The sequence below is a fragment of the Kiloniella sp. genome, assembly GCF_965205715.1.
Lineage (GTDB): Bacteria > Pseudomonadota > Alphaproteobacteria > Kiloniellales > Kiloniellaceae > Kiloniella.
In genome coordinates, this window is record NZ_CBDBHW010000014.1 from 1,116,631 (window position 1) to 1,132,540 (window position 15,910).

The following is a 15,910-nucleotide window of genomic DNA, read 5'->3' on the forward strand; positions in this document are numbered from 1 at the left end:
GACCTAGACCTCAAGCACCACCTCTATTTCTATATAAGAGTCTATTTTAGACTTTATTTTATAATTTTTATATTTATGATGGCTTCAACTTTTAAAAACCTCGTTTAAGAATACAGGTGCCAAATGGAATTTCAGGAATTCACCCTCGAGCGTATTCAGTCGCTTTATGAAAATACGGTTGAGCACAACCTCTCAGACAGTGGTGTCCATCCCTATACCCTGCGTGAACTCCTGAACCCGGATCAACTCGCGAGCCTGTTGGATGTTGAGTTGGGATATGGCTGGACCAATGGCGGAACCGAGCTCCGCCAGTCCGTCGCCAACCTCTATAAGGATCGCAACCCGGATAACGTGATCATCACCAATGGCTCAGCTGAAGCCAACTTCCTGTTGGTGATGTCGGTGTTAAATCCCGGCGATGATCTGATTGTCTTTGTCCCGAACTATTTGCAAATGTGGGGCTGGGCAAAGGCATTGGGAATTAATGTTGTCGAAGTGCAACTGCGTGAAGAGCTCGGCTGGCTCCCGGATATGAACGAATTGCGCGCGGCCATTACCCCGCGGACCAAAATGATTACCATCTGCCACCCGAACAATCCAACCGGCAGCCTGCTCAACGAAGCGGCAATGGCAGAGTTGGTGGATATTTCCAAAGAGCACGATCTTTATCTGCACGCAGATGAAGTTTACCGCGGCTCCGAGCTTGATGGCAATGAAACCGCAACCTTTGCTGATCTCTATGACAAAGCCATCGTCACCGCCGGCCTGTCAAAAGCCCTTGCCCTGCCCGGCCTGCGCATCGGTTGGCTGGTTGGACCCGCCGATGTCATCTACACCACGTGGCAGGCCAAGGATTATACCTCTATCACCACCAGCGCCATTAGCGAATACATCGCCAATATCGTGATCCAGCCAGAAAAACGTGCCGAGGTTCTGGATAGAAGTCGAACCCTTTTAAACGCTAACGTGGATCTGTTATCGGGCTGGCTGAAGGAAAACAATCAATACAGCTGTCACCTGCCCAAGGCGGGTGGCATGGCCTTTATGCGCTATGCAATGCCGATTAATTCTACCAAGCTGATCCACGAGATCCGGGAAAAGCGGAGCATCATGTTATTGCCCGGAGACGTCTATGGTCTTGATGGTTATATTCGCATTGGTATCGGCGCACCGATTGAGCATTTACGTACCGGGTTGAAAGAACTATCAGATTACACCAAAAGTAACTTTGGTTAGTCCTAAACGCCTGATGGAACCCATAATGAAGCCCGGCTTAAGAAATTACGCAGAGATTGCCAACGCAATCTCTGCCTTGTTCCGCCCCTATATCGAAGTCGTTATCCATGACCTCGAAACCGAACAAGTGGTTCACATTGCCAATAATTTCTCCAAGCGCGAGTTGGGCGAGCCCTCCCTGTTGCACGAAATAGATTTCAATCCCAATGACCGGATCATCGGCCCCTACGAAAAGGTCAACTGGGATGGCAAACGGCTCAAATCCATTTCTGTTGTTATCCGCGATGATAGCGACAAAGCAACCGGGATCATGTGTCTGAACGCCGATGTCTCTCACTTCCATATTGCAAAACAGGCCTTTGATGCCTTGATCGCAGTGCCGGATAACGGTGAAAAACCTGAAGTCCTGTTCAAGGAAGACTGGCACGAGCGCATCAACGAGTTTGTCAATGCCTGGGTGATAGAACACGGTGTGATTATCCAGCAGATGACCGGGGCCCAACGCAAGGCTCTGGTTTATGCCCTCGAAGACAGCGGCGCCTTCAGCGGCAAACACTCCACCGCCTATGCCTCTCGCGTGCTCGGCCTCAGCCGGGCCACGATCTATAACTATCTCAAGCAAAAGAAACAGCAAACTTCGTCTGAATGACTTAACGTTATGAGTGCTGCAGCCTCTTTCACCTCCAAATCAAACAAATCGAAAATCAGCCATTACGGTAGGTGTAACTATAGCCATTGAGCGCGGGGGCACCACCAAGGTGGGCATAGAGTATCTTTGCTCCCCGTGGGAAGAAGTCTTTCTCAACCAAATCCATCATGCCCTGCATAGATTTACCCTCGTACACCGGGTCAGTAATCATTGCCTCTGTCCGGGCGGCAAAGCGAATGGCTTCATTGGTCTCAGCACTTGGCACCCCGTAAGCCGGATAGGCATAATCCGGGTTGATCATGATCTCGTCATCACGTACCACACGACCAAGCTCTACCAAATCAGCTGTGTTATCGACAATCTTGCGCACCTGAGCCCGCGTTTGCTCTGGCGTGCCCGATCCATCAATACCAATCACCCGCTCAGCCCGACCGTCTGCGGCAAAACCAACGATCATCCCGGCCTGGGTAGATCCAGTGACAACGCAGACAATTATATAATCAAATTTAAAACCAAGCTCTTCTTCCTGAGCGCGCACTTCCTCGGCAAAGCCCACATAACCAAGCCCGCCATACTTGTGCACCGATGCCCCTGCCGGGATGCCATAGGGGACACCGCCTTCGTCTCGCACGGACTGCATGGCTTCTTCCCAGGAATGACGAATGCCAATGTCAAATCCGTCGTCAACAATCCGGCTATCAGCGCCCATCAATCGGGTCATAAGAATATTGCCAACCCTGTCATAAACCGCGTCTTCATGGGGGACCCAGCTTTCCTGGACCAGACGACACTTCAAGCCAAGCTTTGCCGCAACCGCCGCGACCATTCGGGTGTGGTTTGACTGCACACCGCCGATGGAAACCAGAGTATCCGCTTTTGAAGCCAGGGCATCAGGCACGATATATTCCAGTTTACGCAGTTTATTTCCCCCCATCGCAAGCCCGGAATTACAGTCTTCGCGTTTGGCATAGATCTCAACCTTGCCGCCCAGTGCCTCGCTCATCCGGGGGAGATATTCTATCGGGGTCGACCCAAAAGTCAGGGGATAGCGTTCAAATTTATTAAGGTTCATAAGGCAATACCTTTCAGTATGTTATCGCTTTTATCGAAGTTATTTTTCTCCACAAGCCTAGCGAAATCTTACTGAAAGGTGCTCTCCAATGTATGGCCATAAATTCATAAATAATGACATTTTTGAAAAATCCCGATCTACTTGAACAAATTAAATGAATAAATCCGGAAGAATCTTCCATGCAGCATGAAATCGATCGCATTGATCGCAAGATGTTAAAACACCTGCAAAGCGACGGACGCCTAAGCAACGCAGAGCTGGCAGAGTTAGTCAACGTCAGCCCCGCCACCTGTCACAGGCGCACGCAAAAGCTTTTTGAACAGGGCATCATCAAATCCGTCCGCGCCGAAATCTCCCCGGACAAGGTCGATCGCTCAGCCCTGGTCATGGTCGGGGTCGTGCTCGACAGATCAACGCCCGAAAGTTTCGCCGAGTTTGAAACCGCGATTAAGAAGTTGGATTTTGTCCTGGATTGCCATCTGGTCGCCGGGGATTTCGACTATTTCCTGAAAATAAGGGTCCGGGATATGGCTGACTTCAACAAGCTGCACGGCGACAAACTCATCGCCCTGCCCGGCGTCCGCCAAACCCGTACCTTCTTTGTCATGAAAGAAGTCACCGACAACGCCCCGTTGAAGTTTTGACCCAATAATGGGGTATTGATAACACGCCTTAATGGCTCCTTCCCCTTTTCAGCATTGGCCCTTTATCAAAGCCCCTGAGTTGTTAAGCTGAATACCGATCACTACAGCCACCAACTAATATCTCTGGGACATCAGAATGGAACAACTCGCCTATTACCTGCCCGGCATTCTCATTGCCTATGGCGCCTTTTCACTTGGTATGATGAGCCCGGGACCAAACATTATGTCTGTTATCGGCACTTCTATGTCTGTGGGCCGAAAATCTGGAAAGTCGCTTGCGCTCGGAGTGGCAACGGGGACATTCTGTTGGGGCCTGCTATCCTTCATCGGCTTTGCCACTGTGCTCTCGCTTTACGCTTCGGTCATGTTTGCCATTAAGATATTTGGCGCGACTTATTTGCTTTGGCTGGCGTTCAAATCTTTTCGTTCAGCGGCATCAGACAAAAAGCTCATAACGGGTGATCTCGGCATGACAGGTGCCCCCGCCGCCTATTATCGCCGTGGCTTGTTGATCCAGATGACCAATCCCAAAGCTGCCCTGACCTGGGTTGCCGTGATGTCTTTAGCCGTTGATGCCTCTGCACCTCTTTGGGTTGGATCTGTCATTGTCTTTGGCACAACGTTGATTTCGCTGGTTGGCCATTTGACTTATGCGATCGCCTTTTCCACTTCCCCCATGGTTGCGGCCTATCAACGGGCACGCCGATGGATAGAAGCAGGCTTGGGGACTTTCTTCTGCTTTGCCAGTTACAAACTCCTGACATCAAAATCCTGATTAAAAATAGAAGACGCAACATTCCGCTTTCAAAGCGGACGGTTGTATTTTACCGTTCCTGATAGGGTAAAAATATCTTTTGGGAACAGTTACATGGCACGCATTGCATTTCTAGGTACAGGTCTTATGGGCACGGGCATGGCAGGACGTCTGATCGACGCGGGTCACGATATCCATGTCTATAACCGGACCTCTGCACGTGCGCAGCCCTTGGTAGAGCGCGGGGCTACTCTTGCTTCTACACCAGCAAAAGCCGCAACGGATGCCGACGCGATCTTTGCCATGGTTGGAGATGACATCGCCTCCCGCGCACTTTGGACTGGCCCCGACGGTGTTCTATCCCAAGAGCTTAAACCGGGGACGCTTGCCATCGAATGTTCGACCCTATCCCACGACTGGGTGATAGAACTATCCGAGCAGACAAAAGAAGCCGGCCTGGACTATCTCGACTGTCCGGTGACTGGATTGCCAGAGGCCGCAGCCAACGGACTTCTCACCCTGTTTTTGGGTGGCGAGCAAACCACCATCGACAAGGCCATGCCTTTACTCGAACCTCTATCCTCCAACCAGATGTACTTTGGCCCCATTGGTTCCGGCAGTGCTTACAAGCTGATCGTGAACCTGATGGGATCGATCCAGATCGCCGCCGCGGCTGAAGGCCTGATTACAGCAGAACGCGCGGGCCTTGATCTCGATCTCGTTGCCAAGGCCTTGGCCTCTGGTGGTTGTGGCAGCCCACAAGTGGCCCGCAATGCGGCATTGATGGTTGAGGGTGAGCACGAAAAGGACGTGCTGTTTTCCACAAAGTGGCGCCTAAAAGACACTGATTACGGTTTTAAATACGCAAAAAAACTCGGCCTAAACCCCGCCATCGGCAAAGCAACACTAAATGCATTCCAAGGGGCAATGGACGACGGTTACGCCGCCTCCGCCGAAACCAAGGTCATCGACGCCCTGCGTAAGAGATTACCCGAAAACTAAACTAAATAAGCTACAGTCGTAGCTAGTCACTGATCAGAAAGCCGTGTTTGGCCAGGATCTCGCTGTAAGCGCCGGATTGGCGAAGTTGTTCCAGGCCGAGGTTAAAGTCTTCCTGGAGTTGTTTGTGGTCAGGTCTTTTGCGGGAGATCGCCAGATGTAATTGACTACTGTCCACCGGGGTCGAGATAAAATCGATGGCCTCGGAATAACCCGCTGGCATTTCGGTACGCAGCATATGAAGCCCGACCAAACGATCGGTTACCAGCATATCCAGGCGACCGGAGAAAACCAGTTTAAAACCCTGCTGCAATGAAGCAACGGGATAGACCTCGACCCCATGACGTTCCAATACCTTGACCACATGCGCCCCTCTGAGGCCGGCAACCTCATACTCAGCCAGATCGCTCAGTTCGGTAAAGTCGACAGGAGAGTCTTTACGTTTAAACACCACACTTATTTCATCGCCAATCGGGTTGCTAAACACAGCCCATTCACGCCGCTCCTCATTAATATTGGTGAGATAAAGCGCATCTTCTTTGCCATTCCGAACCAAAGCAAGCGCCCGTGCCCAGGGGTAAATATGGAGTTTTGGTTTATAGCCCATATTTGTAAAAACAGTAGAACAGACTTCCCAGGCCCAGCCGTTGTCCGGCAAATGTGCACTTACATAGGGTTGATATTCCAGAGTGGCAACATTCACTTCAAGCTCGTCAGCGGTTGCTAGGGCAGCCCAACTGGTTTGGAGAATTAAACATATGAGGAATAAGAGCTCGCAAAAAGAACGGCGCATAAAAACCTCCTATTAACAAGAGGTCCATCATAAAGCTCAGCCTGTTAAAATTTAAGTAACAGACAAAATTTAATAACCGCCCGATTTTAGACGGACAGGGTTTAACGAAGCCGTTATATTGAGATCATGCTATTTAACTTACCCGATCATACCACGCTTTATGCGGCACTTTTGGCCCGCGATCCCGCCTATGACGGACGCGCCTTTGTCGGTGTCAGCTCCACAGGTGTGTTTTGCCGCCTGACCTGCCCGGCGAGGAAACCAAAGTCTGAAAACTGTCACTTCTTTGATACCATTTCCGAGTGTATCGAGGCTGGCTTCAGGCCTTGTAAACGCTGCCACCCTCTGGCACCAAAGGCCGAAAATGACCCTGTCATTCAAACCTTGGTAACCGCCTTGGAAAACAATCCGGCGCATCGCTGGAGCGAAGATGATATCATCTCGCGCGGATTTGATCCTTCAACCGTACGGCGCTCATTTAAAAGACAGTTCGGAATAACCTTTTTGGAAATGGCCCGGTTGTCGCGTATCCGCGATGGCTTTGAAACCCTCTCCAGCGGGGGACGGGTGATCGACGCCCAGCTCGATGCCGGGTTCTCTTCTCCAAGCGCCTTTCGCACTGCCTTTGCCAAGCTGCTCGGTACCACGCCCGCCAGCTTTACAGCGGATGGCCTCAATAATACAGATGCCTTTCTCAAAGCAGACTGGATCGACACGCCGCTTGGGGCCATGGTTGCGGTCAGTGACAAGTCAGCGCTTCATCTTCTGGAATTTGCGGATCGTAAGGCCCTGCCGACAGAGCTTAAAAAACTGCGCCAGCAAGTACGCGGCGACCTCGGTATCGGCAGGTACGAACCGACCAACCAGATAGAGACTGAATTGTCAGATTTCTTTGCCGGAAAAAGCGACCAGTTTGATGTCCCCCTCGCCCTTCACGGCAGCGGCTTTACCAAGGACGTCTGGCATGCCCTGCGTGAAATCCCGGTGGGACAAACCAGAAGTTACAGCGACATTGCGAGAACCATTGGCAACCCGACAGCCACCCGCGCCGTCGCGCGCGCCAATGGCGCCAACCAGATCGCCATCGTCGTCCCCTGTCATAGGGTCATCGGCGCCGACGGTTCCCTCACCGGCTACGGCGGCGGCCTGTGGCGTAAACAAAAACTGATCGATCTTGAGAAAGATATTTCGGCGAGAGTTTGAATAAAAAATAATTGCTAATGAGTTTTCAAGCTTTATTCAGACATAAGACTAAGAATATCGCAACTTTTGGTGGATCCTGCATCGCACCCTTGAGTTAAAAATTTCACAGCTTTCTCATCGTCCTGATCGACGCCTTTACCAAGGAAATACATTGTGCCGAGATACCCACACCCCCGTGCGGAACCGCCATCACAACCTTCTTGAAAGGAGGAAAAGGCTAACTTATCGTTCTGCTCTACTCCCTCACCTTGAAAGTACAAAACTCCAAGATAAGCGCACCCTTTAGCAAGGCCGATCTCACAGGCTAGGCTGTAAAAATCAGCAGCCTTTTTATTATCTTTTCCAACCCCTCTACCTTGGTTGTACATCCAGCCTAAATTAAAACACCCTTCGCCATAGCTCGCATCACATGCTTCTTTGTATAAACCAATAGCTTTAGGAAGATCTTGATCAACACCGCGTCCCTCATCGTACAAAAAACCTAGGTTAGAACACCCTTGAACTCTTCCGGCATCACAGGCTTTCTTATAAAAAGATTTAGCTTTTATATAATTTTGTGAGATCCCCCTACCATGTTCATACATGGACCCAAGATTAGAGCATCCAAGTGAATTACCAACTTCACAGGCCTTCAGATAAAAGGAAGCTGCTATATTAGAGTCCAGCTCTACTCCTTTTCCACTTTCATACATGGCCCCTAGATTTGCACACCCTTGGGATACCCCATCTTCACAACCAGTTTGAAACAGAGCGACTGCCTTTTCATCATCTCTATATACACTAGAGCTTTGTTGATACAGTACTCCTAGATTTACACAGCTTTCCGCGTTGCCCAAATTACATGCAAACTCGTTCAACATAACAGACCACTTGTCATCCTGCTCTGCTGCTAAGACTGGTATACTCAGCCCAATGGCACACAACACAAAGAATAAACATCCAGCAACAAATTTGGTCATTTCATTTCTCCCCTACGTTGTTCTTATCCTGAGGAATGCACGACAACAACAACAAACGGGGTTAATCTTAATCCCTGATCAACCTTCTTGATCAAGCTCAAGGACGGATCGCTTTTCCAGTGATAAGCCTACGAGCTGCCGGAACTTCAATTCCGGCTTCAATCATATCTTCAGGTGTCCTGGAAAGATTGTAATCTGGGAAAGATTTCCATCTGGACGGGGATAATCGGGAAGGCGGTGGAATTCCGTCACGTGCCCAACGCTGTAAGGGGGATTGATCCTGGGAGTTACCCACTGGTGTTTTTTCAACATCCGGGAAGGGGCAGGACCAACGTGAACCCAAGTCAGAAGACCGGCCTGGAGAGCTTTATGCAGCGTATGGACAAGCGCCGTTTTGACTTTCCATCAAGGGGACTGAAATGGAAACCTGTGACCAAACAGTTATGAATACCGACATCGAAACAGATACAAATCCCAGTTTTAGCGATCATAGCTTTAGTGAAGCAGAACGCGACGCGCTCTATCAAACCATCTTTTCCCGGCGGGACGTGCGCGGGCAGTTTACCCAAAAGCCTATTCCCGAAGAAGTCCTGAGCCGTATTTTAACCGCCGCACACTACGCGCCCTCTGTTGGCTTTATGCAGCCGTGGAACTTTATTCTGATCCGCGGAGACGAGACCAAACAACGGGTGCGCAATCTGTTCTCAAAAGCCCACGACGAAGCCGCAGATATGTTCGAAGGAGAAAAGCGTGAGACGTATAAAACACTGAAACTCGAAGGAATTATGGAATCTCCGCTGAATATCTGCATCACCTGTGACAAGGATCGCACCGGGCCTGTTGTGATCGGGCGTACCCATATCAAGGCGATGGATCTCTACAGCACCGTGTGCGCGGTGCAGAATTTGTGGCTCGCCGCCCGGGCCGAGGGGGTCGGGGTCGGCTGGGTCAGTATTCTCGATCAGAAAAAGCTCAAACAAACCCTCAAACTGCCCAAACGGGTAACACCCGTGGCCTATCTCTGTCTCGGTTACGTGTCCGAGTTCTTTGACAAACCCGAACTGCAATCAGCGGGATGGTTGCCACGCCTTCCTATGGGGGATGTTGTTAACTTTGAAGAATACGACAAAGACGCCAACGATCCCTTTGCCGCCAACCTTTTAAAAGCCTTGGAGCGAGATCAAAAGGACATCGAAGAAGGACGCTATCGCAGATAGCTTTAAAATTTGGGGATTTTCATTACTGGCAAATATGTAAAAATCATTTGGGTCAGAGAATAGGATTTTCCAAACTAGAGAGGGCTTCCCAAACTCACAGGAAGCCCCAAAAGCCTCTCCTTAATTGTTTAATTTTGTAGGGGCTCCAGCTTTGAACAAGCATCAGCATGCCCAGCATCGCACGCCTGGAAGAATAACTTGGCCGCCTTTACTTTATTCAATGCCACACCATTGCCTGTTTGGTACATAACCCCCAGGCTTGCGCAGCCCGTGATGTCGCCGCCGTCACAACCTTTTTTGTAAGAAGCTACAGCCTTGGCCGGGTTCTCGACCACACCATGACCTTTTTCATACAGCAGACCAAGTCTGGTACAGCCATAGGCATCACCGCCTTTGCAGCCCTGGCCGACAAAAATAAAAGCCAGCAGTGCATCCTTTTCCACACCTCGCCCGGTGAGATGCATGTAGCCAAGAGCCGAACAACCCTTTGGGTATTCACGATCACAAGCGGTGTTAAAAAGCTCTGCAGCCTTGGTATAGTTTTCCTCAACGCCTCTGCCCTGGCTATACATCATACCCAGATTGGTGCAGCCTTCATCATTATCCCCCACGCAGGCCAGGGCATAGAACTCAGCCGCATGCACAGGGCTGGCTTCGACACCCTGCCCCCTTTCGTATGCCCTCGCCAGTTTCACACAAGCCTGAGTATCACCCGCCTCACACAACAAGGAGTAGCTGGTGAGGTTCTGATTATCGACTTGTTCCGTCGCCTGTGCTGAAGCTTGGGTGGGGAGGATAAAAGCCAAGGCAATGGCCGTTAAAATTACCTTCAAAAACAGCATCTTACCAGCAAAGACAATCAATAAAAATTCCTCCATCAAAGCTGTTTACATGCCTCATCTAGGCCCGTCTTGCAAATATGCTCAAAATACTCGTTTACGTCTTCGCCACTAATTCCTAGGAACAATATTCTTTCATGATTATATCCAAATTTTTCACAAGTTTGCAGATCTCCCCCGAGACAGCTTTTTTTGTAAAAAAGCCCCGCCTTAGCATAACTTTGATCCACCCCAATCCCCATTAGATGTAAATCACCAAGCCAAGAACACGCCGCGAAATCATTAAGATCACAGCTGTCCTTGTAATATTCTATACTTTTTTCTGGGTCCATATCTGCAAGACTTGTACAGAAACCCTGATAACCATTATCACAATTAACTTGCATTTTATTCGCTGAGGTCGTCTGGCAGGCACTTAAGCCAAGCCCGGCAATAACACTTAACGCGGATACGCTAATCCCCTTTTTCAACAAACACATATACTTAACTCCCCGACTTTCACTCCTTATGGAACTATTCAGACCCAAGGCCCTTTTTCTTCAGGATACCCCAATAGTCACAGCCCAAGCCAACGCCACCGAGACAGGCTTGTTTGTAGAGACCAGAAGCTTTGGAATAATCCTGCGCAACACTGAGACCTAACTCGTACATGATGCCGAGATTGACGCAGGTCGGTTCTGCTCCGTGGTTACAAGAATTATTATAGATCTCAAATGCCTTGGCTTCATCTACTTGTACCCCATAACCTTCTTCGTAAGCCTCCCCCAGGGAGACACAACCCAGACTATATCCGCCGACACAAGCTTGCTCATAATACTTAAAAGCCGTGGTATCACTTGGTTCAACGCCCGTACCAAAAGCATACATATCTCCAAGTTTTTGACATCCGTTCAACTCTCCCATATCACAGGCTTTTTTGTAATAAAAAGCAGCCTTTTCTTCTCCCTTTTTCCCACCTATTTCATTCAAATGAATAGCAGCAAGATCAATACAAAATAGGTTTTCTCCAGCTTCGCAATAAGCCTTGTAGTCTCTCAACCGGTCATCAGGTTTCGTATTTATGACCTTTAGCAAATACTCAGTCCAATCAGCAGGAGTAGCCTTTGCAGCCTGTGCCCCTTGATTTGATCCCGGCAAGAGAAGTCCCCCCAACAGAAAGGCACCCGCTAATAACTTACAAAACATGCATGACTTCCTTTGAGTACATTCTAGGCGGTTGAGTTTTCAAAATATGTGAGATTGAAACGGCTCAAAACTTAAGATTTCGCGATATAGTTAGTACTCATTGACTGGGGAGAAGGTGGGAAAACACTAATAGGTGACAATATAGGTATTGTCCTTGGTTAAAAAGATGGAATTGTCCAACTTGCAAGCCTGTGCACTCCCCTCGTTACATGCTTGACTATAGATTTCCTTGGCCTTTGCATAACTTTGCTTTACCGCTAGCCCTCGTTGATACATCCACCCCAGATGCAAGCAACCATCTGCGTTACCGTCATTACAAGATTGTTTTGCCAGGCGTAAAGCTGTGTAGTGATTATGTCCCACGCCGACGCCCTCGCGATATAACCAGCTGAGATTTGAGCAGGCTTGGGCATTACCCCCATCGCACCCTTGTTTAGTATAGAGGAAAGATTTTTTATCGTCCTTCTCGGCGCCTTTGCCAAGCAGATACATTTTGCCAAGATTATTGCAGCCCATAGCGTTACCCGCCGTGCAAGCCATTTCGTAATAGTGCACAGCCTTTTTGTCGCTCTGTCTGACACCAATTCCAAGCTGATAGACGTATCCGACATCATTACATCCAGTGGCATCACCTTCGTTGCATGCTTTATTAATAAAGGCTCTTCTCCGCTTTGTTGAGTAGAAAAAGATGCCGACCGCCAAGTAACCTGTTGATATGTATGGTTTCTGATAACTTTACATGGCTCTTCTCCGCTTTGTTGAGTAGAAAAAGATGCCGACCGCCAAGTAACCTGTTGATATGTATGGTTTCTGATAACTTTACATAGAGCAGGTATATGACAATCAACATCTCGCAGCATATTTTAGGCCTCAAAGGGCAACGTGTAAATGAAATTAAACTGGATGACGGCGGTGTTAAGATTGTCATTCACTGCAGCCGAGACGCGCGTAGGAGGGCTATAGACCCTGCTACAGGCCAGAAGGGAAGCATCAACCAGCATGTCCGCCGACAAGTAAACGACATCCCCCTTTTTGGGTATCCTTGTGTGGTCGAGATTGAGCTGGCGCAGGTTTATATTAACAAGGGCGAACGCCGCATTGAGGGGTGTGATTTTGTTGATAAAGGGTGCCGTTTCACTCACCGATTTTGCCGACTGATCAGTGGATTATGTCGGCATATGTCTATTCAAGCGGTTTCCAGACATTTGGATATACGATGGGAAACGGTCAAGAATATCGACAGGGCATACCTTATTGAAACTCTCCCTACGCTTGATCCTGCAGAGCTAACTGGCTTGGAATATATTGGTGTAGATGAAGTTGCCCGGGCGAAAGGTCATGACTACATGACGGTGGTCTACGATATGGTTGGCGGTCATCTGATCTGGGTTGAAGCAGGCCGAACTGCCGAGGTTTTTTCAAGGTTTTTGAAACAACTGCAACCAGATACAGCCTGCAAAATAAAGGCCGTAGCGATGGATATGGGGCCTGCCTACCAAAAGGCTGTCAGAGAGTCCTTGCCGTTGGCCGACATAGTATTTGACCGTTTCCACGTCATGAAAAACTACAGCAAAGCTATCCATAATCAGCGTCGACTTGAGTTCAGAAAGGCCGATCCAAGTGGTAAAGAGTTGATGAAAGGGACACATTATCTGTTGCTCAAAAATGCGGATAAGTTGAGTGAAAAACAAAGTGACAAGCTGCAAAGGTTGCTGGAGAGCAATAGCAACCTGAATGCACTTTACGTCTTGAAAGAACAGCTTCAGCTGCTGTGGAGTGCCGCTTCATTTGAGGCGATGGCGGAGCAACTGGAACGTTGGTGCCTGATAGCAGATCAGTCACAGATGCTCTATCTAAAAAAGTTCGCGAAATCCCTACGGAAACATTGTGTGGGCATCTGCAACTACGCCAAACACAAGCTCACAAGCGCCAGGATAGAGGCTGGTAATGTCAGTATAGGAATGATCCGTAAGCGAGCCAGAGGCATCAAGGATACCGAATACTTCAAACTCAAAATTAGACAATCATCCATTCCAGATAATCAATCTATGCTCTATTTGAAATCCTAAATCTACTCAACAAAGCGGAGAAGTGCCCTTTACATAGAGCAGGTATATGACAATCAACATCTCGCAGCATATTTTAGGCCTCAAAGGGCAACGTGTAAATGAAATTAAACTGGATGACGGCGGTGTTAAGATTGTCATTCACTGCAGCCGAGACGCGCGTAGGAGGGCTATAGACCCTGCTACAGGCCAGAAGGGAAGCATCAACCAGCATGTCCGCCGACAAGTAAACGACATCCCCCTTTTTGGGTATCCTTGTGTGGTCGAGATTGAGCTGGCGCAGGTTTATATTAACAAGGGCGAACGCCGCATTGAGGGGTGTGATTTTGTTGATAAAGGGTGCCGTTTCACTCACCGATTTTGCCGACTGATCAGTGGATTATGTCGGCATATGTCTATTCAAGCGGTTTCCAGACATTTGGATATACGATGGGAAACGGTCAAGAATATCGACAGGGCATACCTTATTGAAACTCTCCCTACGCTTGATCCTGCAGAGCTAACTGGCTTGGAATATATTGGTGTAGATGAAGTTGCCCGGGCGAAAGGTCATGACTACATGACGGTGGTCTACGATATGGTTGGCGGTCATCTGATCTGGGTTGAAGCAGGCCGAACTGCCGAGGTTTTTTCAAGGTTTTTGAAACAACTGCAACCAGATACAGCCTGCAAAATAAAGGCCGTAGCGATGGATATGGGGCCTGCCTACCAAAAGGCTGTCAGAGAGTCCTTGCCGTTGGCCGACATAGTATTTGACCGTTTCCACGTCATGAAAAACTACAGCAAAGCTATCCATAATCAGCGTCGACTTGAGTTCAGAAAGGCCGATCCAAGTGGTAAAGAGTTGATGAAAGGGACACATTATCTGTTGCTCAAAAATGCGGATAAGTTGAGTGAAAAACAAAGTGACAAGCTGCAAAGGTTGCTGGAGAGCAATAGCAACCTGAATGCACTTTACGTCTTGAAAGAACAGCTTCAGCTGCTGTGGAGTGCCGCTTCATTTGAGGCGATGGCGGAGCAACTGGAACGTTGGTGCCTGATAGCAGATCAGTCACAGATGCTCTATCTAAAAAAGTTCGCGAAATCCCTACGGAAACATTGTGTGGGCATCTGCAACTACGCCAAACACAAGCTCACAAGCGCCAGGATAGAGGCTGGTAATGTCAGTATAGGAATGATCCGTAAGCGAGCCAGAGGCATCAAGGATACCGAATACTTCAAACTCAAAATTAGACAATCATCCATTCCAGATAATCAATCTATGCTCTATTTGAAATCCTAAATCTACTCAACAAAGCGGAGAAGTGCCCATATCTAAATGATCAAACTTTCTGATCGTCTGTCGATCGGCACGCTTTTTCGTATTTTCTGGGGCAAGATCACCATTACCTGGGGATTGACCCTGGTGGAAACAGCCATGTTCGCCCTGATCCCGCTTTTGATCGGGCGTTCGATCGACGGTCTTCTAGGTGGGGATTGGGCAGATTTCATAAATCTTCTGATTGTATTTGCTGTGCTTTTGAACGTAGCCACTGCCCGGCGGGTCTATGACACACGTGCTTATGGAACCATGAGAGTGGAGTTGAGCAAGGCTCTGGCTGCGCGATCTGCAGATAAAGAGATATCTGTCGTTAATGCCCGCGTTCTCATGGGGCGAGAATTGGTCGATTTTCTAGAGAAAGAAGCCCCAGAAACCATGACCGCTCTTATTCAAGTGATCGTTTCGCTGGGCGTACTCCTCGCCTTTCACAGTACGCTTGCTTTGTCGGCCGGGGGCGCAACATTGATGACTTTGATCATCTACAGCCTGTTTGCCCATAGGTTCTTTAGGCTGAACGCCGGTTTAAACACTCAATCTGAAAAACAGATCAATGCTCTCGCAACCCATAATTTTACCGCCATCGCGGGGCATTTTACCGGGCTTCGCAAGCAGGAAGTTCGCCTTTCAGACACTGAAAGCTTTGTCTACGGGTTGATCTTTTTGGTTCTCCTGAGCATGCTTGCTTTCAATCTTTGGTTTGCAGCCACCCAGAGTGGCGCAAGCCCTGGTCAGATATTCTCCATTGTCACGTATTCCTACGAATTTGTTCAATCTGCCGTTGCCCTTCCCATGGCTTTACAGGCCCTCACCCGATTGAAAGAAATCACGGCTAGGATCAACTCCGTAATGGCCTCAACCTGATAAAATGCGCAGAACATTTTCAAGCTGAGCTTGGACAATGCTAAAAGGCCCCGTCCTGAAGAGAACCGGGCCTTTTATTATTCAGGAATACTTTAAACCAGTTACCCTAAAT

18 protein-coding genes and 1 riboswitch are annotated in these 15,910 nt (G+C 48.8%); of the genes, 10 read left to right on the plus strand and 8 right to left on the minus strand.

Annotated features, from left to right (window positions below; all coding sequences use genetic code 11):
• Window positions 1-123 precede the first annotated feature (123 nt).
• Together ACOGW3_RS22245 and ACOGW3_RS22250 are read left to right on the plus strand one after the other, a co-directional pair.
• The gene (locus ACOGW3_RS22245) at window positions 124-1,236 is read left to right on the plus strand and encodes an aminotransferase class I/II-fold pyridoxal phosphate-dependent enzyme (protein WP_419904950.1); all 1,113 of its coding nucleotides are present in this window, start codon (window positions 124-126) and stop codon (window positions 1,234-1,236) included.
• A 25-nt stretch (window positions 1,237-1,261) separates the two neighbouring features.
• Entirely contained in the window at window positions 1,262-1,885 is a 624-nt protein-coding gene (locus tag ACOGW3_RS22250; protein ID WP_419904951.1) for a helix-turn-helix transcriptional regulator, read from the plus strand.
• A gap of 55 nt (window positions 1,886-1,940) precedes the next feature.
• On the opposite strand, the gene ACOGW3_RS22255 is transcribed toward ACOGW3_RS22250, so the two are convergent.
• Complete coding sequence (locus ACOGW3_RS22255) at window positions 1,941-2,957, minus strand: 1-aminocyclopropane-1-carboxylate deaminase (RefSeq protein ID WP_419904952.1); 1,017 nt, start codon at window positions 2,955-2,957, stop codon at window positions 1,941-1,943.
• 179 nt (window positions 2,958-3,136) lie between these two features.
• On the opposite strand from ACOGW3_RS22255, the gene ACOGW3_RS22260 reads away from it, so the two are divergent.
• The 3 genes from ACOGW3_RS22260 (at window position 3,137) to ACOGW3_RS22270 (ending at window position 5,357) form a co-directional block, all read left to right on the plus strand.
• Window positions 3,137-3,601, plus strand: a complete 465-nt coding sequence (locus ACOGW3_RS22260) for an Lrp/AsnC family transcriptional regulator (RefSeq protein ID WP_419904953.1) — start codon at window positions 3,137-3,139, stop codon at window positions 3,599-3,601.
• Between the two features lie 136 nt (window positions 3,602-3,737).
• Window positions 3,738-4,376: a LysE family translocator gene (locus ACOGW3_RS22265; RefSeq protein ID WP_419904954.1), complete on the plus strand. Its 639-nt coding sequence runs from the start codon at window positions 3,738-3,740 to the stop codon at window positions 4,374-4,376.
• Between the two features lie 93 nt (window positions 4,377-4,469).
• Entirely contained in the window at window positions 4,470-5,357 is an 888-nt protein-coding gene (locus ACOGW3_RS22270) for an NAD(P)-dependent oxidoreductase (protein WP_419904955.1), read from the plus strand.
• Between the two features lie 22 nt (window positions 5,358-5,379).
• Here the strand turns inward: ACOGW3_RS22270 and ACOGW3_RS22275 are convergent, their stop codons facing one another.
• Complete coding sequence (locus ACOGW3_RS22275) at window positions 5,380-6,147, minus strand: substrate-binding periplasmic protein (protein ID WP_419904956.1); 768 nt, start codon at window positions 6,145-6,147, stop codon at window positions 5,380-5,382.
• Window positions 6,148-6,273: 126 nt separating this feature from the next.
• Between ACOGW3_RS22275 and ACOGW3_RS22280 the strand changes: the two genes are divergently transcribed.
• Window positions 6,274-7,350, plus strand: coding sequence for a bifunctional transcriptional activator/DNA repair enzyme AdaA (locus tag ACOGW3_RS22280; protein WP_419904957.1), 1,077 nt, complete (start codon window positions 6,274-6,276; stop codon window positions 7,348-7,350).
• A gap of 32 nt (window positions 7,351-7,382) precedes the next feature.
• Here ACOGW3_RS22280 and ACOGW3_RS22285 read toward each other — a convergent pair whose 3' ends face one another.
• Complete coding sequence (locus tag ACOGW3_RS22285; RefSeq protein ID WP_419904958.1) at window positions 7,383-8,309, minus strand: SEL1-like repeat protein; 927 nt, start codon at window positions 8,307-8,309, stop codon at window positions 7,383-7,385.
• A 185-nt stretch (window positions 8,310-8,494) separates the two neighbouring features.
• A riboswitch (cobalamin riboswitch) is annotated at window positions 8,495-8,685 on the plus strand.
• 43 nt (window positions 8,686-8,728) lie between these two features.
• Here ACOGW3_RS22285 and bluB point away from each other — a divergent pair.
• Window positions 8,729-9,526 (plus strand): 5,6-dimethylbenzimidazole synthase, encoded by a 798-nt coding sequence (gene bluB, locus ACOGW3_RS22290; RefSeq protein WP_419904959.1) that lies wholly within the window; start codon window positions 8,729-8,731, stop codon window positions 9,524-9,526.
• Window positions 9,527-9,654: 128 nt separating this feature from the next.
• Here bluB and ACOGW3_RS22295 read toward each other — a convergent pair whose 3' ends face one another.
• The 5 genes from ACOGW3_RS22295 to ACOGW3_RS22315 all read right to left on the minus strand — a co-directional run bounded on the left by ACOGW3_RS22295 (window position 9,655) and on the right by ACOGW3_RS22315 (window position 12,400).
• A complete protein-coding gene (locus ACOGW3_RS22295) occupies window positions 9,655-10,404 on the minus strand; it encodes a tetratricopeptide repeat protein (protein WP_419904960.1) in 750 nt (249 codons plus the stop codon).
• The gene (locus ACOGW3_RS22300; RefSeq protein WP_419904961.1) at window positions 10,404-10,844 is read right to left on the minus strand and encodes a tetratricopeptide repeat protein; all 441 of its coding nucleotides are present in this window, start codon (window positions 10,842-10,844) and stop codon (window positions 10,404-10,406) included. Before ACOGW3_RS22300 ends, ACOGW3_RS22295 begins: the two co-directional genes overlap by 1 nt.
• Window positions 10,845-10,878: 34 nt before the next feature.
• On the minus strand, window positions 10,879-11,550 hold the full coding sequence (locus tag ACOGW3_RS22305; RefSeq protein ID WP_419904962.1) for a tetratricopeptide repeat protein: 672 nt from the start codon (window positions 11,548-11,550) through the stop codon (window positions 10,879-10,881).
• A gap of 126 nt (window positions 11,551-11,676) precedes the next feature.
• A complete protein-coding gene (locus tag ACOGW3_RS22310; RefSeq protein WP_419904963.1) occupies window positions 11,677-12,252 on the minus strand; it encodes a tetratricopeptide repeat protein in 576 nt (191 codons plus the stop codon).
• Window positions 12,200-12,400, minus strand: a complete 201-nt coding sequence (locus ACOGW3_RS22315; RefSeq protein ID WP_419904964.1) for a hypothetical protein — start codon at window positions 12,398-12,400, stop codon at window positions 12,200-12,202. The genes ACOGW3_RS22310 and ACOGW3_RS22315 overlap by 53 nt, the downstream gene beginning before the upstream one ends.
• On the opposite strand from ACOGW3_RS22315, the gene ACOGW3_RS22320 reads away from it, so the two are divergent.
• From ACOGW3_RS22320 to ACOGW3_RS22330, 3 genes are read left to right on the plus strand one after another with little or no spacing between them, the layout of a single operon-like run.
• Complete coding sequence (locus tag ACOGW3_RS22320; RefSeq protein WP_419901077.1) at window positions 12,387-13,619, plus strand: ISL3 family transposase; 1,233 nt, start codon at window positions 12,387-12,389, stop codon at window positions 13,617-13,619. The genes ACOGW3_RS22315 and ACOGW3_RS22320 overlap by 14 nt on opposite strands.
• A 46-nt stretch (window positions 13,620-13,665) precedes the next feature.
• Entirely contained in the window at window positions 13,666-14,898 is a 1,233-nt protein-coding gene (locus tag ACOGW3_RS22325; RefSeq protein WP_419901077.1) for an ISL3 family transposase, read from the plus strand.
• A 36-nt stretch (window positions 14,899-14,934) separates the two neighbouring features.
• Entirely contained in the window at window positions 14,935-15,798 is an 864-nt protein-coding gene (locus tag ACOGW3_RS22330) for an ABC transporter six-transmembrane domain-containing protein (RefSeq protein ID WP_419904965.1), read from the plus strand.
• The last annotated feature ends 112 nt before the right edge of the window (window positions 15,799-15,910 follow it).